Genomic DNA, 25,886 nt, shown 5'->3' on the forward strand with positions numbered 1-25,886 from the left:
TTATTAAAATTTATAAGTCATACTCAAAGTTGCTGTCCTTGGATTACCAGGAGTAAGCCAATAGCTATCATAACTACTTGCTATATATTCTTTATCAAATAGATTATCTATATTTAATCTAAAATCTAGGTTTTTATTTACTTTATAATATGAAACTAACTTTGCTGTTGTATAACTTGGCAAATAAAAATCATTCATATAATTTCCTGCTTTTTTACCCATATAAGTTGCACCTGCACCTATACCATAAGAACTATCTTGGCTTAGGCTATCTTCCCACATTAAAAGAAGAGAAGCACTATTTTTAGGAACATTTAAAAGTTCTTTCCCTTCATAAGTATTGTCTTTTATAACTTTTGCATTTGTATAACTATAATTTACATTTAATTTAATGTTATCTGTTATTTTTCCATTTAAATCGAGTTCAACTCCTTTACTTTTAACTTTTCCTGCTGCAATAGAGAATTGGTCATCAGTTGGATCTTTTGTTAATACATTTTTCTTTTCAATTTGATAAATAGCTAGTGTACTACCAAATCTTTTATCTTCTGATTCAAATTTCAAACCAGTTTCAATAGAAACTCCTTTTTCAGACTCAAAAGTCTCTCCATCTTTATTTGTTCCAGCATTTGGTCTAAAAGATGTTCCAGATGTTGCATATACAGACCACATATCATTTATCAAATATGTAATTCCAATTCTAGGAGAAAGGGCATAATCATTTTGTTCTGTAGAACTATTATTTCTACGGTTTAAATTATCCATTTTTACTTCATCATATCTAAACCCAGAAGTAAACCTAAAATCTTTATAAGCTAATTCATCTTGTACAAATACTGAAATCCCCTTTTCTTTTTCATATCTATTTGTATGTGGGTCTAAATTTGTATTTAAAATGGTATAAGTTGGATGTGAATCTATATTATCAACTCTTATTGCATTAGCTTTACGATTTAGAAGTGAATTTTTTGTAAATCGATAAGTTTCAGCACCAAATAAAATTGTATTTTTTGCACTTCCTATATCAAATTCACCTTTGATATCACTTTGAAATTGAATATCTTTTGAATTATAATCACTATATCTTGATTGCAAAAAGACAGGATTATTAATATTATCAATTTTTCCAACATTGTTGGCATAGCTTCCTTTAAAACTATTATCTTTATATGCTATTCCTGACCTACTAACCCAACTATCATTGAAATAATGTTCAAATTTAAGTTGATGAGTTTGATCTTTTATGTTCATATCATCAGAATTTGGATTTCCAAGAAATGTTTTAGGATTCATAATATTTTGACCATTTATCAAAGATATACCTCTATCCATAGGTGCTTTTTGTTCTATAAATTCTCCAATGTAAGATACAAAAGTATCATCATTAATAGCCCATAATAAAGATGGAGCTACTATATATCTTTGGCTATCTACATAGTTTCTAAAGCTACCCTTTTTTTCTGCTGCAACATTTAATCTATATGCAAAACTATCATTGATAGGAGCAGTTGTATCAAGAGCAACTCTATAAAAATCATAACTCCCAACATCAGCTTTAATAGAGTGTTGATTCTCAAAATTTGGCTGTTTTGTAACTATATTTATAGTTCCACCTGGTTCACTATTCCCATACAAAGAACCTGATGTTCCTTTTAAAACTTCCATACTTTGTATATTTGCACTATCTCTTGAAGCATTGAAACCTCTATTATCTGCAAAGCCATTTTTTAACATACTCATACCAGTATTTTCATGTCCTGAAAAACCTCTTATAGAAAAATTATCCCATGCTCCACCAAAATTATTTTGTCTTGATATACCACTTACATAATCTAATGCATCATTAATTTTAGCAATATTTAAATCATCAAAAATCTCTTTTGTAATAACTTGAACAGATTGAGCTGTTTCTCTTATTGGAGTGTCTGTTTTTGTAGCAGATTGAGTTCTTGTCTTGTAGTAGGCATTATTTCCACTTAAATAATTACCTCCAGTTTCTGAAACTGTTATTTCATCAAGTTTTGTAGTATTGTTCGCAAATACTAAAGAACTTGCAAATAAAGAGATAAATACAACTTTTCTTTTTGTTTTTAACATTTTTTTCCTTTCTTTTTTATAATTAGCAACTAAGTTGCAAATAAATTTTGTAATTTTAATAATAATCAACTTTAATGCAACTTAGTTGCAATATATCGCTTCTAAATGTTCAATTGAACATTGATAGAGAATATTAACTTTAATAAACTTATAAGAAAATTAATACCTATGGAACATTTAATAAAATTGGAAAATTATTATAAAGATGAAAAACTAGAACTATTTTATAAAAAAATTGGTGAAAATGTAAAAAAAGCAAGAATGAAAAAAGGTTTTAGCCAATTAAAACTTGCAAATGCTATGGGGTATGATTCTGTTGGGCACATTGCAAAAGCAGAAATTTATAAGTACAATAAAAAGTTTAATTTAGAACATATTTATAAAATTTGTTCCATCTTAAATGTATCAATAAATGATATATTTGATGGAACAGATGATATTATAATAGATTAAAATTTTTTATAAATAACAAAAGTAATAAAAATTAGAAAAATAAGTTCAAATATAAACATTCTTTCAAAGCCAAAATTTGAAACAATTATCCCTGCAATTACAGCTGATAAAATTCTTGTAAGCGAAAAGATACTCGATTGAATTGAGTAATCGATTGCTCGTGATTCTTTTCTTGAATAGTCCATAATCATAGAAAAAACTATTGCAGAAGATAAAGCGATAGCCAAGGCTACAAAAGTAACACATATAATCAAATAATAAAATGTTAGATTATAGAATTCAATAAAAATTAATATCGATGTACTAAAAATATTAAAAAACATAAAAATAATAAGTAGATTTTTCTTTGAAAATTTTTGTCCGATATAGTTACTTAAAGCCCCTCCTAAAATAGCTATAAAACTTCCGTAAATTCCCACATAAATAGCTACATCATCAGCTTTTATACCTTTGCTTATTAAATATGGTTTCATAAATACCCATAAAGCACTTATAGGAACAAAATAAAAACTTAAAATAAAAACCCAAATCCCTATATTTTCTTGTTTAAAAAAAGTGATAATATTTTTTAAAGATATTTTTTGAGAGTCAATTATTTCATCATTTTCTTCTATAAAATATAAAGCAAATAGTGAAAAAAGTATAAAACAAGCCATTAAAATAAATGTTAATCTCCAACCAAGATGATTAAAAATCAGTAAAAAAACACCTCCACCTAATAAAGATGCCATACTATAAGCACTTATTTTATAACTTCCTGCACTAATTCTTTCTTCTTTTTTAAAAGTTTTTATAGCTAAAGCATTTAGTGGAATATCCATAAAAGTTGAGATAAATGCAGTTATTAAAATAGCTATAAAAACAGTATAAATACTATGCTCTAAAGATAAAAAACTGATGAAAATAAGTAGAAATATATAACTTATTCCTATATAAAATGTCCATTTTTTATAATGTTTTTTTTCAAATACGATTTTATCTATTGGTGGGGACATCAAAAACTTAAATACCATAGGTAATCCTGCTAATTGAAAAAGCCCAATCAATGAAGCATCAAAACCTTTTATTTGTAAAATCATAGGAAGTCCCATCACAAAAAAAATCATAGGGGTTAAAATGGCTGTAAATAAAACTGAAAATAGGATATTTTTTTTTGTTAATTGATTCATTTTATTTCCTACAAATATGGATTTGACTAGGTGTCATAGGTGTATCAAAACTTGTATATGAGTTTATAGATTTAAAGCCAATCTCTTCAAATATATTAGATAGTTCCATAGGTTTTAATATATCTTTAGCTTGTAAATTTAAAGATAAAAAGTAAAAAAAACTATTTTCATCAAGGCTATTTTTTGTATCTATTTCAACATGACAACTTACTAAGATACCGTTTGGATTTAAAGCATCGTAAATCTTTTTTATCACCTTTTTTTTATCTTTTAAAAAATAAAAAATATTGCTACACCAAATCAAATCATAGTTTTCACCAATATCATTTTTTTCAATATCACCACTTAAAACAAAAACTCTATCTTCTAATTTATACTCTTTGATATGCTGTTTTGCTATATTTGTAACTTCTTCATAATCAAACAAAGTTGTTTTTAGTGTAGGGTGGTTTTTTGTAATTTCTAAACCAATAATCCCAGATGCACAACCCAAATCTAGCATTTTATCAAAGCTAGAAAACCCTTTTAGATTTTTTATAATATTTAGTGCTATTGGAGATATAAGGTTTTTTTGTTCTTGTTTTAAGAAAAGTTTTGAAGCATTTGCCCAAAGTTTTTCTGTTTTATTGTTTTCTAATTGTATATTATCTTCTAAAATAGATTTAATCATATCTTTTCCATAAGTTATTAACTGTTTTCTATGTAAAAAGATATCTCCAGAATATGAAGAACTACCATAAATAAAAGATTGTTTAGCAAATTTTGTATTAAAGTATTTATCTTCATTTATTTCAAGTAGTTCTATAAAAACTAAACTATCTAATAATATTTTAGTTTTATGTTTATCTAATTTTATTTTTGAAGATAGTATAGAAACTGTATCTATACCTTCTTCAATTAGTTTAAAAAGTTTAAAATTTAAGGCAATTTCTAAAATTTCAGTTTTTTGTTGTACTAATAACATATTTAAATATTTATTTATATTTTGCATTTTTATCCTTTGATTATCTTAGAAACAATTTTTCGTACCAATGGTACAACAACGCTGATAATAGGCACAGCAATAATAAATGCTTTTATCCATGCTTCAATCCACTTTATAAAAAAATCATCAATAAATCCTAAATTTATAAAAGTTACAACAAAGCTCATAATAAAGCTCATTATGGCACTCATAACAATAGCAAAAGCATATTTTTCATATTTTTTATTTATCACTTTTAGTCCTTAAAATCTATAAGCTAATTTGATACCAAATTCTGGTTCTTCTCTTAAAATAGTTGTGGTACCATTAAAATATGCACCTATTGCATCATGTTTTTTATCAAAAATATTATTCGCATAAAAATATATGTCAAAGTTATCGGCTTCATAACCTATTTTTGTATTTGCTAAAGTATAAGCTTTTTGTGAGTATTTATTTGCTTTATCAAAATAAGTTTTTCCATATCCATTAAAATCAATTCTTGCATATAAACCATTATTAGCTCTATATTGAGCTCCTAAATTAAAGTTATATTTTGGAGCAAGAGGATTGTAGTTTCCACTATAATCTCCTGCTATATCACTAAATTTATCAAAAGTTGTTTTATTGAAACCTCCACTTGCAAATAGACTTAATTCATTTGTAACTAATCCTTCAAGCTCCATTTCAAAACCTTTTGAAGTTGCACTTGCAGAGTTTGTTATAAAAACCGTGCCAACCATCAAAGTTTCTTCAACTTGCATATCTTTTATGTCCATAAAGTATATATTTGCATTGAATTTTAAACGATTATCAAAAAACATAGATTTAAATCCTAGATCATAAGATATTAAATTCTCTTCTTTGTAAGATTGTAAATTAGTTGATGGTGCTAAAGGATTAAATCCACCACTTCTATATCCTTTTGCAACTGTGAAATATGTCATTTGATTTTGGTTTATATCGTATTGAATTGCTATTTTAGGAGAGATACTAGAAAAATCTTCTTCTAAATTTGTAGGAGTATTTTTAACTTTTAGTTCTTTTCTTTCTTTGTCATACCTAATACCACTATTTAAAGTCCATCTATCACTTAGAGGATGAATAATATTTGCAAAAACTCCAATACTTTTTGAACTCATATCTTGTGGATTTGCAAAACCAGTAGGATTAAATGGTGCTACTACTCTTGTGTATAAATCATTATCTTGTTTATCTAAATAAATTCCCGAGATAAGTTGTGTTTTATTAAAAATAGTTTCATATCTAAATTCTTGAGAATATGTATTTAGTTTGTTTTGTTTATAGATATGTCTTAAAGTCAAAGGGCTAAAATCTGCATCTACTATGGCTTTATCTTTGTACTCTTTTTTTGTAGTTATAGATTTTATTTTAGAATTTTCATCTATATTATAATTTATATTTAAAGAAAAAGTTGTATCTTTTGGAGTAGAATTTCCTTTTAAATTTGAACTAACTTCTTTATTATTGTTTGTTGCACTTACCCAATTGTGTGCTCCATTATCTTCTTTATGAATTGATGATATGAAAGATATATCAAGATTATCAGTTGGAGTCGTTCTAAGGATTAATTTTCCATAATCACTTTTTTTGTCATTTTCATAGTCATTTGTAATAGTATTTTTTATAAAACCATCTTTTTGTTTATGTTTATAAGTTATACCTACATAAAATTTATCTTTTACTATTGGAGTTGAAATATTTAGTCCAAAATCTCTTCTTCCTTCATTTCCTATTGTTGAAAAGAGTTTAGTTCGTAGTTCATTATCTGGTTGTTTTGTGATGATGTTTATAACTCCAGCTTCACTATTTTTACCATATAAAGTTCCTTGCGGACCTCTTAAAACCTCAATTCTTTCTATATCTCCTAAAGAATCATCAAAGCCAAAAGCACTAGTATTTGGAACTCCATCTACATAAAGCCCAACAGGAGTAGAAAAAGATAAAACATTTCCACTAATACCTCGAATTGAAGGTACGATTAGTCCTTCTTGAGCAGTATTATAAAGCATCAAATTTGGAGTATATTTTGCAATATCTTCTAAACTTTCAATAGATTTATCTTCTATTGAAATATCATCAAAAGCAGAGATTGAAATAGGAACTTTTTGTATATTTTCCTCTTTTTTTTGTGCAGTTACTGTAATACTATCTAAGATAGTTGTTTGTGCAAACAAGCAATTTGCTAATAAAATAGAAATTGTTAGTTTTGATTTAAACATTATGTTTCCTTTAATATGAAATTTATTTTGGCTAGTATATACTTCAATAAATTGATAGTCAATCTTAAGATTATTCTAAAAGGTTTTATTTCTATTCTAAAGGTTAAAAATGACTAAATTTTATTTAAAAGATTTGATAACTTCAAATTTAAATAGTGAAAAAAATATTATAAAAAATAGTTTTCCCATAGAAGTAGGTAGTGATTATATGGAAAAAACATATATCCAAGATGGTTTGATTTTTTCAAAAACAAACTATAAATTAGAAAAAGAGATATTTTTAGAAGCCAAACAAAAAGAAAGAAAGTTTGTAATCACAATCTCACTTAATGGAAATACAAATTATATAAATAGTGATAAAAAAATCATTCCTTTTAAAGAAGGCTTTACAACAATATCATTATTTGAAGAGACACAAGGTTTTAGAGAATTTAAAGATAGATATATAAATCAAGTTAGATTGATATTAAGTGAAGAGTTTTTATTAAGGAATTTTAAAAAAAGTTTGGTTGAAAAATATTTTTATAATAGGCAAAATCTTCAATTATTAAGTTTTTCAAAAACTTCTATTTACTCACAGCTTTTATTGAATGATATATTAAATTGCAAGTTTATTGGAGAGTTAGCAAGCATATATAAACAAGGTAAAATTTTTGAATTATTATCTTTTGAAATTGCAAAACTTGAACAAAATGAAGATGATGTTTATCTTGATATTTATGATAAAAAAGCTCTTTATAAAGCTAAAGAACTTTTATTACAAAATATACAAAATCCACCTTCAATTGTTGCTTTGTCTAAAATGGTTCATTTAAGTGAAGTAAAGCTAAAAAAAGGCTTTAAGCAACTATATAAAGCTAGTCCATATCAATTTTTATTAACTCATAAAATGGATATAGCAAAAAATATGCTACAAAGTGGTGAATATAATATCAATGAAATAGCTTTGCAAGTTGGTTATAAATTTGCAAATAATTTTACAAATGCTTTCTATAAAGAGTTTAAAATTCTCCCTAAAGATATTTTAAAAAAGTAAAATCTTAAATCCAATTAGTATTAAAACAACTCCACCTAAAATTTCAGCTTTACTTTCATATTTTTCACCACCATGACTTCCAACATAAACACCAATATAGCTAATAACAAATGTAGTAAATCCAATGATAAATAAAGATAAATATATATTTACACTGAATAGATGAAGACTATATCCAGCTGCCATTGCATCAAGACTTGTAGCTATTGCTAAAGTCAATAATATTTTATTTGTTACTTGTGATATTTCTTCTTCCACATTTTCATTAAATGCTTCATATAACATTTTTCCACCAATAAGTAAAAGCAAGATAAATGCTACAATTTTATCATATCCTTGAATATACTCTTTTAGTCCAATTCCACCTAAAAAACCTAAAAATGGCATAAGTGCTTGAAAAATACCAAAAAATAGTCCAGCTTTTAAAGCCATAATTTTTAAATTTTGTTTATTTTTTATTCCAAGCCCAATAGAAACTGCAAATGCATCCATACTTAGAGCAAATGCCAAAATTATAACTTCTAACATAAAATCCCTTTTTTCTTATATAAAAGCGAGATTATAACCAAAATAGCAAAAATTAAACTTGCAAAAAAGAATGGAGCTTCGGGAGAAATTTTATATAAAACTGTGCTAAGTAGTGGACCAACAATAATTCCAAAACCTTGAGCAGATGATACAGTTCCAGCTGCAACTCCTTGTTCATTTGCTTCTACGCTATTAGAAGTGATTGCCATAAATGCAGGCATTATCATACCTAAACCAATAATTCCTATACAAAATGCTAGAGTTAATTCAACTTGTGTAGAAATAATACCTATTAAAAAATATCCTATTGTTGCAAAAATTGAACCCAAAATAAGCCAAGTTATAGATTTGACATTTTTTAGTTTTGAAACAACAATTTGAGTAGCTATAAATACAACTCCAATTATTGCCAAGATATAACCAGTAACTTTTGCAGCCTCAATTTCTTCCATTTGAAACTTATCTAAGATAAAAAATCCTAAACAAACTTGTGAAGTAACAATACTAAACATAGTTATAAATGATGCAATCATCGGAAGTCTTAATCTTTTATCAAAAAAGTGTAATGGAATATCTTTTGTTATTTGTATTTTTTTATCTTTTTCTAAAAAGAAAAATACTATAAAAACTGCGATTAGTGGCAAAATTGCTGCTGCATAAAGTGGAGTTGCAAGTCCAAAACTAGCCAATGCACCACCTAAAACTGGTCCTAAAATCATACCTAAACCGTTTGATGCTCCAAGACTTGCCATATATGAAGTTCTTTTTTCTGGTGCAACTTTATCTGCAATTAAAGCATTTGATAGTGGCAGAACAGCTGAATAAAAAACTCCTATTAGCAATCTTGTAGTCATCAAAACTAAAAGTGAAACTATTACAAGAGGAACATTAACCACTGCATAATTTACAAATATTGCTAAAAGTAAATATGATATAAAAAATCCAAATATTGCAAGAAGTAAGATATTCTTTCTTCCGTGAATATCACTTTTTTTACCCCAAAATCTTGATAAAAATATCCAAGCAACTCCTGCAAGTGCAACCATAACTCCTGCGTGCCACTCTTGTAATCCTAATTTTCGTATGATTGGACCAACTACGGCTAAAAAAGCCATCATTGATGATACACATAAAATTGTAATAAGCATTAAAGGTTTAATCTCTTTCACTATTTTCCTTTTTTAAAATATATTCGATTTTTGTTGATAAAAGCATCGCTAATACTCCTATAAAAGCACAAATAAATATGATTTTCTCATAACCTAAAATTCCTGACATTGATACAGATAGTGAGCTAAATAATATTCCTGAAAACATATAAATACTATGTTGTACCGCAAACTGTGAAGCTGGAGTTTGAGAAGATGATAAATCCATCATAATTGTTGTCATAAGAACTTGTGATGGAGTATAAAACATAAATATAACTCCTATTATAAACATTACAAATATTTCATTATGATGATATTTAAATAGTAATAACATCATCAATATACCAACAATTTGTCCAATCGCAGCAAATATTAAAATATTTTTTTTACCAAATTTATTTATGACATAAGAAGCACCAAAAGATGCTAGAAATCCTATCCCATAACCTATTATATGAACAGCAAAACCAATTTTGGCTAAATCCCAACCTAAATCAACTAAAAGTGGAGTTGTAAGCCCAAAAGCTGAACTAATTGTAGCTGGATATAAAAAAAGTAAAATAAACCAAAGCTTTTTTTGTTTTGTTTTCCAAAAAGTTAAAAATTGTTTATAATCAATTTTTTCTATCAAATTTGGGTGTTTCATAGTTGGTTCAGTAAAAAAAAGTATTTGAATAAGTGAAATTGCAGTGATTATAGTCATAATATACATAGTAAAATGCCAACCAATTTTTGAGTATAGTATAAGTCCTACTCCTCCACCTAAAACCATACCAATAAGTCCACCAGATACTTTGATAGCATTTATTATAGAACGCTCTTTTTTAAATGTTATCTTAAATGCAAAAGCATCAAGTGCAACACTTTGAGAAGATGCAAAAAATGCAACCAATATTGCTAAAATTATGATTATTTTTAAGTGGTCATTTATATGCAAAATAGAGATTGAAAATAATGCTATGATCATCAAAGATTGGAAAATGATAATCCAAGCTCGATAGTGTCCCATTTTCTTAAAATATATTCTATCTATAAATGGAGCCCATAAAAATCTAAATACCCAAAAAAGCCCAAGCATATATATAAATCCAAGATTTTCTAAAGGAACACCATTTTGTCGTAAAATCCCTATAAAGGCTTCCATAAAGAAGCCTAAAGCTAAAAATTGAGTTGTATAAAGGCTAAACAACAAGGTCAAATTTGACCAAGTTAATTTTTTTTTCATATAGTGCCTTTATTGTTTATGTTCCACTCTTTTACTCTTTGTTGTGCTTCAAACATAGAGTAATATTTCCCTTTTAAATCAACCAATTGTTGATGATTCCCTTGTTCTTTTAATTCTCCATTTTCAATTACTAAAATATTGTTTGCATGAGAAATTGTTGTTAGTCTATGAGCTATTACTATTACAGTTTTGTTTTTTATCAGTTCATCTAAAGCACTTTGAACTGCTACCTCACTTTGTGTATCTAAAGCTGATGTTGGTTCATCTAAAATAACTATTGGGCTATCTTTTAAAATTGCTCTTGCTATACTTATTCTTTGTCGCTCACCACCACTTAAACTTCCACCAATTTCTCCAACTTTTGTATCATAACCTTTTGGTAATCTTGATACAAACTCATGTGCATAAGCAGCTTTTGAAGCAGCAAAAACTTCATCATCTGATGCTGTTGGTTTTCCCATTCTAATATTATTTAAAATAGTATCATCAAACAAATATACATCTTGAAATACAACAGAAATATAACTCATCAAAGATTGTTGCTCCATTGCTCTTATATCAACATCTCCAATTTTTATAGTTCCATTTGATGGGTCTGCATATCTCATAATAAGTTTTGTAATAGTTGTTTTTCCACTTCCAGATGGTCCAACAATAGCTGTAAGAGAGTTCTCTTTGATATTTATAGAAATATCTTTTAAAACTTTTTGATTGTTGCTATCGTAGTTAAATGAAACATCATTAAAAGTAATATCAAAGTTTTTTGGTTTTTGTATTGGTTTTATAATTTCAAACTCTTTTATATCAAGTAATTTTTTAATATTTGTAAATCCAGCTTCCATTACATCAAGCATAGAAGTAACTGCTAAGAAATTTGCCAAAGGTTCACTAAGTCTTGCTAAAATAATCAAAAGAGCCAGTAAAGTAGCTATTGTTAATTCTCCTTTAAATATAAAAAGTGTTCCAATAGCTAAAATAGTTAAAAACAAAAACTCAATTAAAGTGTTCATTACAACCATTGGAATAGATGAACCAAATAAACCTTGTTTTTGAATTTCTCTTACCGTTGAGATTGATTTTTGAAGTTGTTTGGCATTTGAACCAATTTGATTAATAGCCCTTAAAACTGGTAATCCTTGAATATACTCAATAGTATCTGCTTCAAGTGTTGCATTTGCTTTTGATACTTCTATTTTTTCCCATTTTGTACCATTTCTTTTCCATTTATAAATTGGATAGGCTAGTGGTATTGCAAATATAAGTACAATAGCCAAAATTGGATCTATAAAAAAAGTAGCTATTATGATAACAACTGGTACAACTGCTACTTCAAAAAACATTCCTGCAATTATTCCCATATGTAAAACAGAAGAATCAACGTCATTTGCTAATATTGAGTTTAGTTCGCCTGTTCTGTATGAGTAGAGTTTTTGTAAAGGCATAGTTTTTATTTTTTCGCCTAATTTTACTCTTAAATTATGAGTTGTTTCTACTAAATCACCTGAATAGTTAAAATCACTTGCTTTCCACTTAAAGATAAAAGAAAATATACTTAAAATAACAATAAGGCTGAACCAAAATATGGTATTGTTTAAGTTAAATTCATCTACAAAAATAGTATTTAACAAAGGATAAAAAAATGCAAATGCCAATCCTTGGAAAACATACGACATAATAAAATAAAAATAGCTTTGTTTAATTAAATATTTTTTATCTTGTGCAATTTCAAGAGTGATTTTGTACGAGTCCCAAAATGAAGATAGTTTTTCTTTACTCATTATTTGCTCCTTTTTTATCTTCTATCTTTTCTAAGTTCCATGAACTAGCTTTTTCATAGTTACTCCAAAGTTTGCTATAAACACCTTTAGTATTTAACAGTTCTTCGTGTTTTCCAATTTCAGATATTTTTCCTTCATCAAATACTACTATTTGATCAGAGTCTTTGATAGTTGAAAGTCTATGAGCTATCATAATTACAGTTTTATTTACTGTTAAGTTTGCTAAAGCTTTTACTATCTCTTCTTCATTTTCTGGGTCTGCAAAAGCTGTTGCTTCATCTAAAACAATAATTGGAGTATTTCGTAAAATTGCTCTAGCAATCGTAATTCTTTGTTTTTGCCCGCCAGATAGGTTTGCTCCTCTATCACCTGCTAATGTTTCATAACCATCTGGTAAACTTAAAATAAAATCGTGGATTTGTGCAGCTTTTGAAGCATTTATAATTTCTTCATCTGTTGCATTTGTATTTGCCATTTTGATATTGTTATAAATTGTATCTTGAAATAAAAAAGTATCTTGAAATACAAAAGAAACTGTATCCATAAGATTTTCACTACTAACCTCTTTTATATCAATACCACCTATTTTAATTGCCCCACTACTTACATCCCAAAATCTAGGAATTAGTTTAGCAACTGTACTCTTCCCAGCACCACTTGGACCTACAAGAGCACTTACACTTCCACTTGATACTTTAAAATTTATATCTTTTAAAGCATAATTTTCAACATTGTCATACTTAAATGAAACATTTTCAAACTCTATATCAAAACTATTTATAGTTTTTGGCTCTTTTGCGATTTCAAGTGCTTTTACACTTAAAACTTCTTGGATTTTAAGTGCTGAGGTTTGAGATTTTTTAATATGGTTATTTAACCACATAAGTGGCATCATAGCATCTGCCATTCCTGTACTTAGAAATAAAGCACTTATAAAAGCAAATAACTCTAAAGAACTAAAGTTTAAAAGAAAAATAGCAGTGATAATAACTGCTAAAAGTGTTGGAAGTGGACTTAAGATAATCATTCCAAGTTTTGCACTAAAAGCACTTACACTCATCCAATGATGAAGATTATTTTTAAACTCAATCAAAGCATCATTATATCTTTTAAATGAAGTTGTACCATCATCAAAAGTTCGTACAACTGGCATAGCTTGTGCAAATTCAATAACAGCTTTGTTTATATTTGATTGACTTTGTTCATACTTTATTCTTAAACTTTTTGAGTCTTTCATAGCAACTGCCATAGTAATCCAACCTAAGATAAATACGCTAAGTGTTGCAAGAGCAAATCTATAATCAATCACTAAAAGTATAATTAAAGTAGTAATTGGTGCAACTATACTTTTTGCAATCATTGGAGTGCTATCTGCAACAAAAGCATGTAGAGTTTTTACATCATCTTGAACTACTTTTTTTAAAGCTCCTGAACCATTTGAGATAATATATCCTAAAGGCAATTTTGCTAAATGTAAAGATAGTTTGGTTCGCAAAATTTGTTCTAGATGAAAAGCACCCAAGTGCGAAACTGCAAAGGCTCCAAATCTTGATAAAAAAGCAATGATAGTTAAAAGTGCTAATAAAAGTATAGTATTAACTAAATTTAGTTCAAATCCAAAAACAACTAAAGGAGTGTTTTGTAAAATATTTGTTAGTGCAAATGATAAAAGCAATAGGCTTAAAATCAGGCTTATTGCTCCAATACTTGCTAATAACATAGCCATTCTTATTTTAAATTTAACAGGTGACATAATAGCCCAAAGTCCCTGTTTTTGTTCTTCTTTTTTCATATAAATTCCTACAAAATTTTTGAGATAAAAGTTTATAGGTATTGATAAAATATATCAATACTTAGTTTACTTTAAAAGGATTATTTTTTATTTAATAAGGATTAAAATTTATAAATTGCTCCAACTCCAAACTTTCTTGGTTCATTAAAACCAACCCAAGATGAGCCAGATTTAGACATATAAGATATTACATAATCTTCATCTGTAATATTTTTAACATATCCATAAATATCAAAATTTCCTACTTTATATCCAACTTTTGCATTTGCAGTTATTCCCCCATCTGCTCTTATCAATCTACCATTATTTGCTCCATCGCTATAACTTGTATTTCCTCTTGCATTTAAATCTACTCTTCCATAAAATCCACTATCAGCTAGATATGAAACACCTAAACTTGCTGTATAAGAAGGTGTGTTTTCTATCTTTTCTCCATTATATTTTCTATTTCCATCATCATAGTCATCATATTTTGATTGTATTAGTCCCACACTTCCCAAAAGACTTAAATTGTTAGTTAAAAAATAAGTTCCATCTAGTTCTATACCTTGAGAGTGAGCTTTTTTAGCATTTCCAGTAGCAAATACAGTTCCTCCCATAAGTTGTTTATAAATATGAATATCTTTTATATCCATTCTAAATATACTTGTATTTAAAGCAAAACTATCTCCTATATATTTTGCTCCTATTTCATAGTTTATAGATTTTTGTGCTTCAAATGTATTTTCTTCACTTATATTATTTGAGGGATAATAGTTAAATCCTCCTGGCATATAACCTTTTGAGATTGAAACATAAGTTGTAAGATTGTCATTGATTTTATATGAAAGTGCAGCTTTGGGTAAAAAAGAATTCCAAGTTTTTTTATCACCATAATTTACATCAGGAAATTGCATACCTGCGAAACTAGATTTTGCTATTACATCTATCTCTTTTTTTATTTTTTGATATCTTCCACCTAAAGTAAGTTCAAAACTCTCTCCTAAAGGAATCATTGTTTGTCCAAAGATAGCATAAGTTTTACTATCTGTTTTAGAGTAGGCATCTCCAAAATATACTCCCTGTCCCATACCATAATATGACATATCTGCCCATTGCTCTCCACCATAAGGACCTTGATCTCTTTTTTCTTTATCAAAATATAGTCCAGTTACCCATTTTATATCTTGATTTTTACTTGAAAGCTTAAACTCTTGAGATAAAGTTTCAAGATCAGTATAATTCCATTGTCCTAATCCATCTTCTTGTCCTTGATTTGCTCTATTATCTATATCAAATTCTGCATCTAAATCCATCTTTTTATGAGTTGTAGTAGAGTCAAATTTTACTTTATCAAGTTCATAAGATAGATTTAAAGCTTGAGATTGAACTTTTGTTTTATCCCAAGCTGGTACATCAAAGCTTACATTTTTAGCATCATCTCTTTTTAAACTATTTATATCAAGATTAGGGTCTGAACTGAACCCATCCATAAAGTATTTTTTCTCATAGTTATCAGCTATTGTTAATCTAGCTGAAAAATTATCTGTTGGTTTCCACAGTAAAAAACCGCTTGTTTTTCTATCATTTTTTTCATTTGCATCTTTTCTCATATTTGAATAATTGTTTGTAATCCAACCATCAGTATGATAGAAAGAGCCATTTATTCCTGCAAATAGTTTATTATCAACTATCGCTCCACTTGTATTTAGCTTTGTATTAAAAGTATTATCATTTCCATATTCTGCTTCTATACTTCCACTCCATTTATTTTTAGGAGTTTTTGTAACTATATTTATAACAGCACCAATGGCATCTTTCCCATATAATGTTCCTTGAGGACCTCTTAAAACTTCTATTTGCTCTACATCTGCTAAACTTGGATTAAAATCAAATCTATCATAGTATGGAACACCATCTACATAAATAACAACAGGATTGTTATTTGTAAACATAGAACTATTTAATCCTCTAAATGAAACTGCTGCTCCATTTGCTGCATTTAAGATATTCATATTTGGAACTTCTTTTACTATATCTGATATATTTTTAATCCCTTTTTGCTCAATATCTTCTTCAGATATTACAGAGATACTTTGAGGAACATCTTTTATATTTTCCTCCATTTTATTTGCACTAACAGTTATCTCATCTAATTTTGTAGTTTCATTTGCATATAATAGTGAACTTACAAATAGTGATGCAAGTATTAACTTTCTTTCTTTCTTTCTTTCCATTTTTATTCCTTTTAATACATTTTAAATAAATTTGGATTATAATGATATATATTATTGAATTCAAATATAAATGTAATATTTTTGGATTTTTTTAAAATATAAAAGGATAAATATGTCTTATACTTTTACAATAGATGATATAAGTGAATTTATGTCTTCTACCTCAAACAATGATTTTACATTATCTTTGCCAAATGACTTAGGATATATGCGTTCTAAAAAAGAGGTTATAAATGATGATATTTTGATATTTAAAACTCAAGCTAAATCAAATGAAAATATTTCTATACATTCAAATTCAGATGTTGATATATTATTTATAAATATTATTTTAGAAGGGAAAATGGAGTATAAGGCTAATTCTTCAGATAAATCTGAACTTTTTAAGAAAAATGATTTGTATATAAAATATATAGATAAGTGTGAATCTACATCTAAACTTGAAAAAAATAGTTTTTCAAAAGGCTTGGCAATAGGTATAAAGAGTGATTTTTTGGAGAAATATCTATCAACAGAATTTTGTTTACTTGAAAAGCTTAGAAAATCAAAAAATACAAATTCATCAACATTTATACATAAACAAGATACCTTAGCAAATATAAAATTAGCAAATGAACTTTTTAATTCACCATTTTGTGGAAAATTAAATGATATATATTTACAAAGTAAAGTTTTAGAGATAATTTATAATGAATTCAATGAAGTAAATAATTGTTTTTGTAAAACTAAATGTAGCTGTGAAAATATAAAACTTTCAAATGATGATATTGATGCTTTATATAGAGCAAAAGATATTATTCTTTTAACTCAAGATTTTCCAGATTTACCAACATTGGCTAGAAAAGTAGCAATAAATGAATTTAAATTAAAATTTGGATTCAAAAAACTTTTTAATACAACTGTTGGACAGATGATATTAGAACAAAAAATGCTTTATGCAAAGCAACTTCTTGAAAATAGTGAATACTCTGTTTCAGAAGTAGCATTTTATGTAGGATATAAATATCAGCAAAGTTTTTCAAATGCCTTTTTTCAATTTTTTGGTGTTCGTCCAAAAGATATTATGAAAACAAGAAAATATTACTATTAAAATACTCTTTTAAAAAGAGTATTTTAATCCAACACCTATAAATCTTCCTTTTCCATAAGTTAATTGTCTAAATTCAGCCATCTCTTCAAGAGCAACGATGTAGCTTTCATCTGTAATATTTTTAACATAAGTATACACATCAAAATCATCAAACAAATAACCAATTTTTGCATTTGCAATAGTATAAGAGTCTTGTTTTAAACTATTTTGTGCATTAAAATACATATCGCCTTGATTTCTTATATCAACTCTTCCATAAAATCCACTATCACCATAATATGAAACTCCAAAATTTGCTGAATGAGAAGGCGTTCTTTCTATTTTATTGTTTTTATTGTTATTGTCACTTGCATCAATAAAATTTGAATAAGTTGCTTTCATTATACCAATAGAAGTATCTACTCTCCAATTATTATTTATATTATAAGCTAGTTCTAATTCTATTCCTTTAGAATCAGCTTCTCCAGCATTTGAAGTGTACATCATACCAGTTGTTTTATCAGTGCTATAAACATGAATATCTTTTATATCTAAATAAAATAATGATGTTGCAAATATAAGTTTATCATCTAAAAATGACCCTTTTAATCCTACTTCATAGTTCATTGATGTTTGAGCATCAAATCTATTATCTTCTTCACTTCCAGAAGAAGCATAATTATTATATCCACCAGGAAGATAACCTTTTGAAGCAGTTACATAAGTTGTTAGTTTATTATCAAATTTTTTTGAAATAGCAACTTTTGGTAAAAAACTATTCCAAGTATGCTCTTCATCAAATTGGAAAATCGGATTGGTTGATACATTTATAGGATTGTAATAATAATCTAAGTTCATCTCTTTTTTTATTTTTTGGTATCTTCCACCTAGAGTTAATTCATAACTTTCCCAAAAAGGAATAATAACTTGTCCAAAGGCTGCATAAGTAGAACTATCTGCTTGAGATACAGAGTTGAATTTTACTCCAACTCCAGCACCAAATGGATCTCCTAATAAATACCCTGGATATTCATTACCATAATTGTCGAAATCAAAACTATCTTTTTCAAAATATAGCCCTGTAATGTATCTAAATAGATTATTCTCACCAGTTAGTCTAATTTCTTGAGAAAAATTTTTAGATTTTGCATCTTGGAACATAGACATTCCATCATAACTTGGATTGTTTCCTAAATCAACATCCCATGTTCCATCTATTTCCATATTTTTATTTGCTGTTATTGATGTCAAAGAGTTATTATCATCAAAAGAGTATTCCATTTTTAGTGATTGGGCATTTGATTTATTTTTTATATAAGTATCCGTTTCGTAATTTACATCTTTAAAATCTTTTCTTTTAAAATCGTTTATATTTTGTGTTTGATGAACAGCTCCACCTTCAAAACCATATTTATAATCTTTGTCATTAAAAATATTTAAAGCCATAGTAAAATTATCTGTGGCTTTAAAAGTTAAGTTTGCATTTAACTGATGAAACTCTTTTCTTGTAGAATCTTTGTCTTGATTTGGATTATGATTTGTTTGCCAACCATCATCTTTTCCAACTTTTCCATTTATTCCTAAAAAAAGTTTATCAGTAATTACTGCTCCATTTGCATTAAAAGTTGTTTGCATAAAGTTATCTGTACCATATTCTGCTCCAATATGTCCATTTAACTCATTTTTATGTTTTTTTGTGATGATGTTTATAACTCCACCAATACTATCTTTTCCATATAATGCACCTTGAGGTCCTCGTAAAATCTCAACTTGTTGTGCATTTTGTAAAGATGCATCAAAACCATAAACACTACTATGTGGAACTCCATCTATATAAATAACAACTGGATTATTATTTGTAAAAACAGAAGTGTTTATACCTCTAAAATTAACTCTTTCAGAATACATATATGTTGAAGATAGATTTGGTATTTTTTCAATAATATCTGGAACACTTTTTATTGCTTTTTCTTCCATATCGTTTTCACTAACTACACTTATACTTTGAGGAACATCTTTTATATTTTCTTCCATTTTATTTGCACTTACAGTAATTTCTTCCAAAGTAGTGGTTCTTGACTCATTTGCCAAACATATTTGACTGGCAATAAGTGACATAATTGTAAATTTTGATAATGTTTTATACATTTTTACTCCCTAAGTTTTATTTTAAAAATATTATAATCAATACTTAGTATTATTAATGCTGATTTTTTTAATTTATTAGTATTAGTTTTTATTCTAGTAGTATTTTAAAGGATAAATATGTCTTCAAATGAAACAATTTTTCAATTTTGTGATAATCAAGGAATGATGTTTCTTCCAAAAGAGAAAGTTGAATTTTCTATTTTTGATAAAAAAGTGGTTGATGATGTCTATTTTGTAAAATCAAACCTGACTTTAAAGGATGATATTACAGTTCAATCAAAGTCACAAGTTGATGGAATATTACTTGATTTTAATCTTATTGGAGATGTAAGTTATAAATCAAAAATCCATAACTACGGCTTTTCAACTTCAAATAATAGAACAGATATCGAACTAATAAAAGAAGAAAGTAGTGAATCAAAAGCAAAAAGGGGTGAAATAAATAAAATTTCTTTGATTGTAAAAAAAGATTTTTTAGTTAAAAATTTGCCATTAAATAAAAAAAGTGATTATGTTCTAAATGCTTTAGAAAAAAATAGTTGCCAAGAACTTCTAAAAAGCGAAACTACAAATTTTTTAACAAACAAGATTTTAAATCAACTTTACCATTTTGATATGTATGAAGGAAATTTAGGAGATATTTTTTTACAATCAAAAGTTTTAGAGCTTTTGTATTGTGAGTTTTTTGAACTTTTTAAAGAAAAAACAATATCTAAAAATATTATTGTAAGGTTTGATGAAAAAGATATACAAGCTTTGCATAAAGCAAAAGAGTTGATTTTATCTTTGCAAGAAGATTTTACAATATCAACTTTATCAAAAAAAGTTGCATTAAATGAGTTTAAATTAAAAACAGGATTTAAAAAATATTTTAATACCAGTCCTGGAAATTTGATGATTGAACAAAAAATGTTAAAAGCTAAACAACTACTTGAAACAGGCGAATATAATATAAATGAGGTTTCTACTATTTTAGGATATAAATATCAACAAAGTTTTACGGCTACATTTAATAAATATTTTAGATTTAATCCAAAAGAACTTTTAAAAATAAAAAAATATTATTAAATATCTCGTAATTATACGAGATATTTATATTTAAAATTCATATTTTAAAGCAAATCTATAATCTCTTCCCATTTCATGTCTATATTCACCCATTCTATCAAGTGTTGTATGTTTTCCATAATCTTTATTTGTTAGGTTATTTATAGTAGCAAAAAGTGTTAAATTATTTAAGACTTGATATTTTGCATTGATATTATGAGTTGTATAACCACTTCTTATTACAGGGTCATTTATTCCAGAAACAGCATTTAAAGTATAATCTAGTATTATATTATTTATAGGTTCAATTCCAATATTCCAAATAAAATTTTCACTATCGTAAGCTCCAACTCTTCTTAAAGTAATTGATTCATCAACTCCTGCAACTAAACCTGAATCATCATTTATAGTATTTGTTTTGATTTTTGTATATCCTAAACTTGTAGAAAAAATATCATAAGAATAAGATAGTTTTAATTCATAACCTTTAGATTCAAATTCACTAGAACTATTAAAAATATCAACTAAAGTTCTTCCTCCTTCTCCACTTCCACCATTTGTAGCTTTTGCAATTATTAAATCTTTAATTTCAGTTTTAAATAAATTTGCATTAAAAACTAAATAATCATTAGATAATAAAAGACTATTTTTATCATATTTATATCCAACTTCATATCTTTTAGATTTTTCAGCATCAAGTTTTGATGAGTATTTTGTATCTTTTTTGATTTGAGTCATCCAAGTAAAAGGAATAATCCCATTCATTCTACTACTTTGCCCATAATTTGCATATATTAAAGAGTTAGAAGTTATTTCATAATCAAGTCCAATATTTGGAGAAAAAGTATCATCACTAGCTTTTCCAAATCCAGTTTCAAATTCATAATCATCAAATCTTAATCCATAATCAATACCTAAAGACCCAATTGAAGTTCTATTTTGTATAAATAAAGCTTGATTGTCTGATTTTACAGGAGAATATTTTGTAATTGCTTTATCTAAATTATGTGGATCAAAACTTCCTTTTCCATCTTCTTTTTGAAGTTCTGCACCAACAGAAACTCTGTTTTTAGATTTTGCTATGTCAAAATCAAAGTGATTTTGAATTTTTAACCCAAAAGTATCATTTTTGTATTCTTTATGATTTGTTTCTCTATCAATTTTTACTTCACTAAAATTTAAATTTGTTTCTAAATTTATTAAATTATTTGGATTATAGTTGTGATTTAAAGAGTAGTTTGTTGTTGTCATTATGATTTTTTCAAGTAGTGTTGGATCAGTATGAACTCCAACATCACTTCCTGCTTGTCCCCACTGATAGATTCCATTATTTTCATTTTGGCTAATAGTTGCTCTTAAATTATTATCTTTTACATCTAATAAACTTAATTTAAATAAATAATCTCTATCTTTATATCCAGTTGCTAAAACTTTATCTCTCGCTCCATTTTCATAATTTTCACTATTTACTCCACCGATAGTTATATAAGCTCCTAAATGTTCATTAAAAACTGAATATGCAGTTGCATTTCCGAGTTTTTGTTCGGCATTTGTGTTATATCCTACTTTAAAAATGGCTCCATAATTTTTATCACCTTTTACAAAATCTTGAGCATCTTTTGTAGTCATATTTATGCTCCCTCCTAATGCTCCACCTTTTGAGGCATCAGGAGATGTTTTAATATTTACAACTTTTAATAAATCTGGATTAACACCAAGTTCATTTCCTCTATGTTGGAACATATTTTTACCTTGTTTTGCTCCATCTAAAGATATATTAAAGTTTGAACTTTCTAAACCTCTTATATAAATTCTTTGTGCATTTTTAGCACCACCACCAGTGTTAGTTGAAGAGTTGTTTTCGAATAAATCAAAAAAAGAATTTGCTTGATTTTGTTCAGCTTTTGCTAAATTTATATCAATAGAATTTGTTTTTATTTCTTTATTCTCCTGTACTTTAATCTCTTCAAGAACAGTTGTTTGTCCAAATAATATGCAAGGTAATATAGCATAAGATAAAGAGATGATTTTTCTATGTTTATTTGTTTTCATAATTTTCCTTCTATAAGATAAAATAATGCAACTAGGTTGCAAATGTGAATAATATTATTATGCAACTTAGTTGCATCTTAAGAATAAAGAAATAATATTTGTTTAAGTTTTAATATTATACTATACCCCCCTATGATATATTATAGATTAAATAGGAGAAAAAATGGCATATTGTTGTGATGTAGAACGAAAGAAACTTCAAAATAGAATAAATAGAATTCACGGTCAAGTTCATTCATTGAAAAATAGATTTAATGATGAAAATTTAAAGTTGGAAGATGATCCTTATGAAATAATTAGACAATTAACTGCAATTAAAGGTGCTGTAAATGGTATGATAAACTCATATATTGAACATTTTGCAAAAGGTCATATGATAGAAAATATTAAAAATGGTAATTCTGCTGATGCAGAAGCACAAATTGATAATTTACTTGAAATTATTAAAGTATATGGAAAATAAAGGATAAAAAATGGCAAGTTGTAAATTTGGTTTAAATGATCATAAACCATTTTTAGGTAAAGAATCTGACCATCATCACCATGATGATGAACATAAACACAATTTAGCAAATACTAATTCAAAACAAAACTTGGAACAAAAGTTTATTTTTAGTGCAAAAAAAGAGCAAGATAGTCATTCTCATGCACATACTAATTGTGGTCATGACCATGGAATAGGAAGTCATACACATGACCATAGAGGAACTGATAAAAAAGTTTTAAAGTGGGCTTTAGGAATTACACTTATTACAATGTTTTTAGAGTTTTTTTATGGATTTTTATCAAACTCATTGGCACTTATTTCAGATGCAATTCATATGTTTACACACTCTTTTGCTTTGATTGTTTCACTTATTGCGATAATTTTAGCAAGTAAAGTTGCACCAATTTCTAAAACATTTGGATATTACAGAGTTGAAGTAATAGCTGCTTTTATAAATGGAATTACTATTATTTTATCAATAATATGGATTGTTTATGAAGCTTATGAGAGATTCATTGAACCTCAAACAATAGATATAAAAACTGCTATGTTAGTTGCAATAATAGGGCTTGTTGTAAATATTGTTACTGGAATTATCTTGATGCAAGGTGATAAGAATAATATCAATCTAAAATCAGCATTTGTGCATATGCTAAGCGATGCTTTATCTTCTGTTGCAATTATTATAGGTTATATTGTTATTTATTATACTTCTTGGTATTTTGTAGATGTTCTTTTAGCTTTATTAGTCTCTATTGTAATTTTAAAATGGGCTATTGATATTTTAAAAGTTTCTGTAAATACACTACTTGAGAGTTCACCAGTTGATATAAAAGAAGTTCAAGAATATATTGAAAAAAATGAAAAGGTGCTGGAACTTCATGATATTCATATTTGGGAAATAACTCAAGATATGTACAATATGACAGCTCATGTAAAAATAGATAAAAAAGATTTGGATAACTATGAAGATATATTGAATAAAATAAATCATAATTTAAAAGAAAAATTTAAAATAGTTCATACAACTTTTCAGTTTGAATGGTAGCTTTTTTTTGTTAAACTTTGATATAATCGCCCAAAATTTAAATAAAGAGTTAATATGATAGATATAAAATTACTTCAAAAAGATTTTGATTATGTAGTAACATCTTTGAAAAAAAAAGGTGTTGATGATGAACTTTTAAATAGTTTAAAAGCATTAGCACAAAAAACAAAAGATAAAAGACAAGCTATGGAAGAAGTTACAGCTGAACAAAATATTTTATCAAAAGAGTTTGGAAGATATAAAAAAGAAAATCTTGATATTAGTGAACTTCAAGAAAAAATAAATGGCTTAAAAACTACAAAACAAAGCCTTGAAGATGAGGTAAGAATTTTAGAAGAAGAACTAAACTCAATCATTTTAGGAGTACCAAATCTTCCTGATGAAGATGTTCCTTTTGGAGTTGATGAAGATGAAAATGTTATTTTAGAAGTTATTGGAAATAAACCAAATTTCACTTTTGAACCAAAAGAGCATTGGGATTTAGATTGTGATTGGCTAGATTTTCAAAGAGGTGTAAAACTAGCAAAATCAAGATTTACTGCTATTAAAGGTGATGGGGCTAGATTAGAGCGAGCTTTGATAAATTATATGCTGGATTTTAATAGACAAAGAGGCTTTAATGAGTGGTATGTTCCATTTATGGCAAATTCAAATACACTTCAAGGAACAGGACAACTTCCAAAATTTGCTGATGATTTATTTAAAATTGAAGGCGAAGATTTATATTTAATCCCAACTGCTGAAGTTAGTCTTACAAATTTATATAATGATGAGATTATTGATAAAAGTGAGTTACCACTTTTACTTACTTCATACACTCCTTGTTTTAGAAAAGAAGCAGGAAGTGCAGGGCGAGATACGAGAGGATTTATTAGACAACATCAGTTTGATAAAGTTGAAATGGTTGCAATCACTTCACAAGAACAATCAAATGAGATTTTTGAAAGAATGGTACAGTGTGCAAGTGATTTATTAACTTCTTTAGGACTTTGTCACCAAAAAGTACAACTTTGTAGTGGAGATTTAGGATTTAGTGCAGCAGTTACTATTGATTTAGAAGTTTGGCTTCCTGGACAAAATAAATTTAGAGAAATTTCATCTATTTCAAATACAAGAGGTTTTCAAGCTAGACGTGCAAAAATAAGATATAAAGAAGATAAAAAAAATATTTTAGCTCATACTTTAAATGGTTCAAGTTTAGCTGTTGGACGAACATTATTAGCTATTATGGAAAATTACCAAAATGAAGATGGAAGCGTAAACATTCCAGAAGTATTAAAACCATATATGAAATAAACTATTGAGATAAAATCTCAATAGCTAAAAAAATATCCAAATAAATCATAAAACTTTAAAACTAAAAATAACTATGTGGTGGGGGAA

General features: G+C 27.0%; 20 protein-coding genes. 7 read left to right on the forward strand and 13 right to left on the reverse strand.

Going from position 1 to position 25,886, the window contains the following annotated elements:
- Nucleotides 1-3: 3 nt before the first annotated feature.
- Nucleotides 4-2,097: a TonB-dependent siderophore receptor gene (locus ACNSOS_RS08760; protein ID WP_418184992.1), complete on the reverse strand. Its 2,094-nt coding sequence runs from the start codon at nucleotides 2,095-2,097 to the stop codon at nucleotides 4-6.
- A gap of 168 nt (nucleotides 2,098-2,265) precedes the next feature.
- On the opposite strand from ACNSOS_RS08760, the gene ACNSOS_RS08765 reads away from it, so the two are divergent.
- A complete protein-coding gene (locus tag ACNSOS_RS08765) occupies nucleotides 2,266-2,550 on the forward strand; it encodes a helix-turn-helix domain-containing protein (RefSeq protein ID WP_418184993.1) in 285 nt (94 codons plus the stop codon).
- Here ACNSOS_RS08765 and ACNSOS_RS08770 read toward each other — a convergent pair.
- From ACNSOS_RS08770 to ACNSOS_RS08785, 4 genes are read right to left on the reverse strand one after another with little or no spacing between them, the layout of a single operon-like run.
- Nucleotides 2,547-3,719, reverse strand: coding sequence for an MFS transporter (locus ACNSOS_RS08770; protein WP_418184994.1), 1,173 nt, complete (start codon nucleotides 3,717-3,719; stop codon nucleotides 2,547-2,549). The genes ACNSOS_RS08765 and ACNSOS_RS08770 overlap by 4 nt on opposite strands.
- A 1-nt stretch (nucleotide 3,720) precedes the next feature.
- Nucleotides 3,721-4,710, reverse strand: a complete 990-nt coding sequence (locus ACNSOS_RS08775) for a class I SAM-dependent methyltransferase (protein WP_418184995.1) — start codon at nucleotides 4,708-4,710, stop codon at nucleotides 3,721-3,723.
- Nucleotides 4,711-4,712: 2 nt separating this feature from the next.
- Nucleotides 4,713-4,937: a DUF2798 domain-containing protein gene (locus tag ACNSOS_RS08780; RefSeq protein ID WP_113894294.1), complete on the reverse strand. Its 225-nt coding sequence runs from the start codon at nucleotides 4,935-4,937 to the stop codon at nucleotides 4,713-4,715.
- Between the two features lie 9 nt (nucleotides 4,938-4,946).
- Complete coding sequence (locus tag ACNSOS_RS08785; RefSeq protein WP_418184996.1) at nucleotides 4,947-6,926, reverse strand: TonB-dependent receptor; 1,980 nt, start codon at nucleotides 6,924-6,926, stop codon at nucleotides 4,947-4,949.
- Nucleotides 6,927-7,035: 109 nt separating this feature from the next.
- Between ACNSOS_RS08785 and ACNSOS_RS08790 the strand changes: the two genes are divergently transcribed.
- Complete coding sequence (locus ACNSOS_RS08790; RefSeq protein WP_418184997.1) at nucleotides 7,036-7,962, forward strand: helix-turn-helix domain-containing protein; 927 nt, start codon at nucleotides 7,036-7,038, stop codon at nucleotides 7,960-7,962.
- Here the strand turns inward: ACNSOS_RS08790 and ACNSOS_RS08795 are convergent.
- The 6 genes from ACNSOS_RS08795 to ACNSOS_RS08820 form a co-directional block, all read right to left on the reverse strand.
- Nucleotides 7,951-8,490 (reverse strand): manganese efflux pump MntP family protein, encoded by a 540-nt coding sequence (locus ACNSOS_RS08795; RefSeq protein WP_418184998.1) that lies wholly within the window; start codon nucleotides 8,488-8,490, stop codon nucleotides 7,951-7,953. The two genes, ACNSOS_RS08790 and ACNSOS_RS08795, sit on opposite strands and share 12 nt — an antisense overlap.
- Nucleotides 8,484-9,659: an MFS transporter gene (locus tag ACNSOS_RS08800; protein WP_418184999.1), complete on the reverse strand. Its 1,176-nt coding sequence runs from the start codon at nucleotides 9,657-9,659 to the stop codon at nucleotides 8,484-8,486. Before ACNSOS_RS08800 ends, ACNSOS_RS08795 begins: the two co-directional genes overlap by 7 nt.
- Nucleotides 9,646-10,866 carry an MFS transporter gene (locus ACNSOS_RS08805; protein WP_418185000.1) on the reverse strand — a complete coding sequence of 407 codons (1,221 nt, stop codon included), beginning with the start codon at nucleotides 10,864-10,866 and terminating at the stop codon, nucleotides 9,646-9,648. Before ACNSOS_RS08805 ends, ACNSOS_RS08800 begins: the two co-directional genes overlap by 14 nt.
- Nucleotides 10,863-12,644 carry an ABC transporter ATP-binding protein gene (locus ACNSOS_RS08810; RefSeq protein WP_418185001.1) on the reverse strand — a complete coding sequence of 594 codons (1,782 nt, stop codon included), beginning with the start codon at nucleotides 12,642-12,644 and terminating at the stop codon, nucleotides 10,863-10,865. Before ACNSOS_RS08810 ends, ACNSOS_RS08805 begins: the two co-directional genes overlap by 4 nt.
- Nucleotides 12,637-14,436, reverse strand: coding sequence for an ABC transporter ATP-binding protein (locus ACNSOS_RS08815; protein ID WP_418185002.1), 1,800 nt, complete (start codon nucleotides 14,434-14,436; stop codon nucleotides 12,637-12,639). The genes ACNSOS_RS08810 and ACNSOS_RS08815 overlap by 8 nt, the downstream gene beginning before the upstream one ends.
- 101 nt (nucleotides 14,437-14,537) lie before the next feature.
- Nucleotides 14,538-16,652 carry a TonB-dependent receptor gene (locus ACNSOS_RS08820; RefSeq protein WP_418185003.1) on the reverse strand — a complete coding sequence of 705 codons (2,115 nt, stop codon included), beginning with the start codon at nucleotides 16,650-16,652 and terminating at the stop codon, nucleotides 14,538-14,540.
- Between the two features lie 112 nt (nucleotides 16,653-16,764).
- On the opposite strand from ACNSOS_RS08820, the gene ACNSOS_RS08825 reads away from it, so the two are divergent.
- Complete coding sequence (locus ACNSOS_RS08825) at nucleotides 16,765-17,742, forward strand: helix-turn-helix domain-containing protein (RefSeq protein ID WP_418185004.1); 978 nt, start codon at nucleotides 16,765-16,767, stop codon at nucleotides 17,740-17,742.
- Nucleotides 17,743-17,751: 9 nt separating this feature from the next.
- Here ACNSOS_RS08825 and ACNSOS_RS08830 read toward each other — a convergent pair whose 3' ends face one another.
- Entirely contained in the window at nucleotides 17,752-19,869 is a 2,118-nt protein-coding gene (locus ACNSOS_RS08830) for a TonB-dependent receptor (protein WP_418185005.1), read from the reverse strand.
- 117 nt (nucleotides 19,870-19,986) lie between these two features.
- Between ACNSOS_RS08830 and ACNSOS_RS08835 the strand changes: the two genes are divergently transcribed.
- Entirely contained in the window at nucleotides 19,987-20,937 is a 951-nt protein-coding gene (locus ACNSOS_RS08835) for a helix-turn-helix transcriptional regulator (RefSeq protein WP_418185006.1), read from the forward strand.
- A gap of 30 nt (nucleotides 20,938-20,967) precedes the next feature.
- Here the strand turns inward: ACNSOS_RS08835 and ACNSOS_RS08840 are convergent, their stop codons facing one another.
- Entirely contained in the window at nucleotides 20,968-22,968 is a 2,001-nt protein-coding gene (locus ACNSOS_RS08840) for a TonB-dependent receptor domain-containing protein (RefSeq protein ID WP_418185007.1), read from the reverse strand.
- A 163-nt stretch (nucleotides 22,969-23,131) separates the two neighbouring features.
- Here ACNSOS_RS08840 and ACNSOS_RS08845 point away from each other — a divergent pair, with 163 nt between their 5' ends.
- Genes ACNSOS_RS08845 through serS form a run of 3 tightly spaced genes read left to right on the forward strand, consistent with a single transcriptional unit; the run spans nucleotide 23,132 to nucleotide 25,799 of the window.
- Entirely contained in the window at nucleotides 23,132-23,431 is a 300-nt protein-coding gene (locus ACNSOS_RS08845; protein WP_113894307.1) for a metal/formaldehyde-sensitive transcriptional repressor, read from the forward strand.
- Nucleotides 23,432-23,441: 10 nt separating this feature from the next.
- On the forward strand, nucleotides 23,442-24,503 hold the full coding sequence (locus tag ACNSOS_RS08850; RefSeq protein ID WP_418185008.1) for a cation diffusion facilitator family transporter: 1,062 nt from the start codon (nucleotides 23,442-23,444) through the stop codon (nucleotides 24,501-24,503).
- A gap of 54 nt (nucleotides 24,504-24,557) precedes the next feature.
- Nucleotides 24,558-25,799: a serine--tRNA ligase gene (serS, locus tag ACNSOS_RS08855; protein WP_418185009.1), complete on the forward strand. Its 1,242-nt coding sequence runs from the start codon at nucleotides 24,558-24,560 to the stop codon at nucleotides 25,797-25,799.
- The last annotated feature ends 87 nt before the right edge of the window (nucleotides 25,800-25,886 follow it).

Origin of the sequence: Aliarcobacter vitoriensis (assembly GCF_048320235.1) — a bacterium.
GTDB lineage: Bacteria > Campylobacterota > Campylobacteria > Campylobacterales > Arcobacteraceae > Aliarcobacter > Aliarcobacter vitoriensis.

Coding starts and splice junctions, on each gene's coding strand:
- ACNSOS_RS08760 (WP_418184992.1), bottom strand. CDS start 2,097: ATGTTAAAAACAAAAAGAAAAGTTGTATTTATCTCTTTATTTGCAAGT.
- ACNSOS_RS08765 (WP_418184993.1), top strand. CDS start 2,266: ATGGAACATTTAATAAAATTGGAAAATTATTATAAAGATGAAAAACTA.
- ACNSOS_RS08770 (WP_418184994.1), bottom strand. CDS start 3,719: ATGAATCAATTAACAAAAAAAAATATCCTATTTTCAGTTTTATTTACA.
- ACNSOS_RS08775 (WP_418184995.1), bottom strand. CDS start 4,710: ATGCAAAATATAAATAAATATTTAAATATGTTATTAGTACAACAAAAA.
- ACNSOS_RS08785 (WP_418184996.1), bottom strand. CDS start 6,926: ATGTTTAAATCAAAACTAACAATTTCTATTTTATTAGCAAATTGCTTG.
- ACNSOS_RS08790 (WP_418184997.1), top strand. CDS start 7,036: ATGACTAAATTTTATTTAAAAGATTTGATAACTTCAAATTTAAATAGT.
- ACNSOS_RS08795 (WP_418184998.1), bottom strand. CDS start 8,490: ATGTTAGAAGTTATAATTTTGGCATTTGCTCTAAGTATGGATGCATTT.
- ACNSOS_RS08805 (WP_418185000.1), bottom strand. CDS start 10,866: ATGAAAAAAAAATTAACTTGGTCAAATTTGACCTTGTTGTTTAGCCTT.
- ACNSOS_RS08810 (WP_418185001.1), bottom strand. CDS start 12,644: ATGAGTAAAGAAAAACTATCTTCATTTTGGGACTCGTACAAAATCACT.
- ACNSOS_RS08815 (WP_418185002.1), bottom strand. CDS start 14,436: ATGAAAAAAGAAGAACAAAAACAGGGACTTTGGGCTATTATGTCACCT.
- ACNSOS_RS08820 (WP_418185003.1), bottom strand. CDS start 16,652: ATGGAAAGAAAGAAAGAAAGAAAGTTAATACTTGCATCACTATTTGTA.
- ACNSOS_RS08825 (WP_418185004.1), top strand. CDS start 16,765: ATGTCTTATACTTTTACAATAGATGATATAAGTGAATTTATGTCTTCT.
- ACNSOS_RS08830 (WP_418185005.1), bottom strand. CDS start 19,869: ATGTATAAAACATTATCAAAATTTACAATTATGTCACTTATTGCCAGT.
- ACNSOS_RS08835 (WP_418185006.1), top strand. CDS start 19,987: ATGTCTTCAAATGAAACAATTTTTCAATTTTGTGATAATCAAGGAATG.
- ACNSOS_RS08840 (WP_418185007.1), bottom strand. CDS start 22,968: ATGAAAACAAATAAACATAGAAAAATCATCTCTTTATCTTATGCTATA.
- ACNSOS_RS08845 (WP_113894307.1), top strand. CDS start 23,132: ATGGCATATTGTTGTGATGTAGAACGAAAGAAACTTCAAAATAGAATA.
- ACNSOS_RS08850 (WP_418185008.1), top strand. CDS start 23,442: ATGGCAAGTTGTAAATTTGGTTTAAATGATCATAAACCATTTTTAGGT.
- serS (WP_418185009.1), top strand. CDS start 24,558: ATGATAGATATAAAATTACTTCAAAAAGATTTTGATTATGTAGTAACA.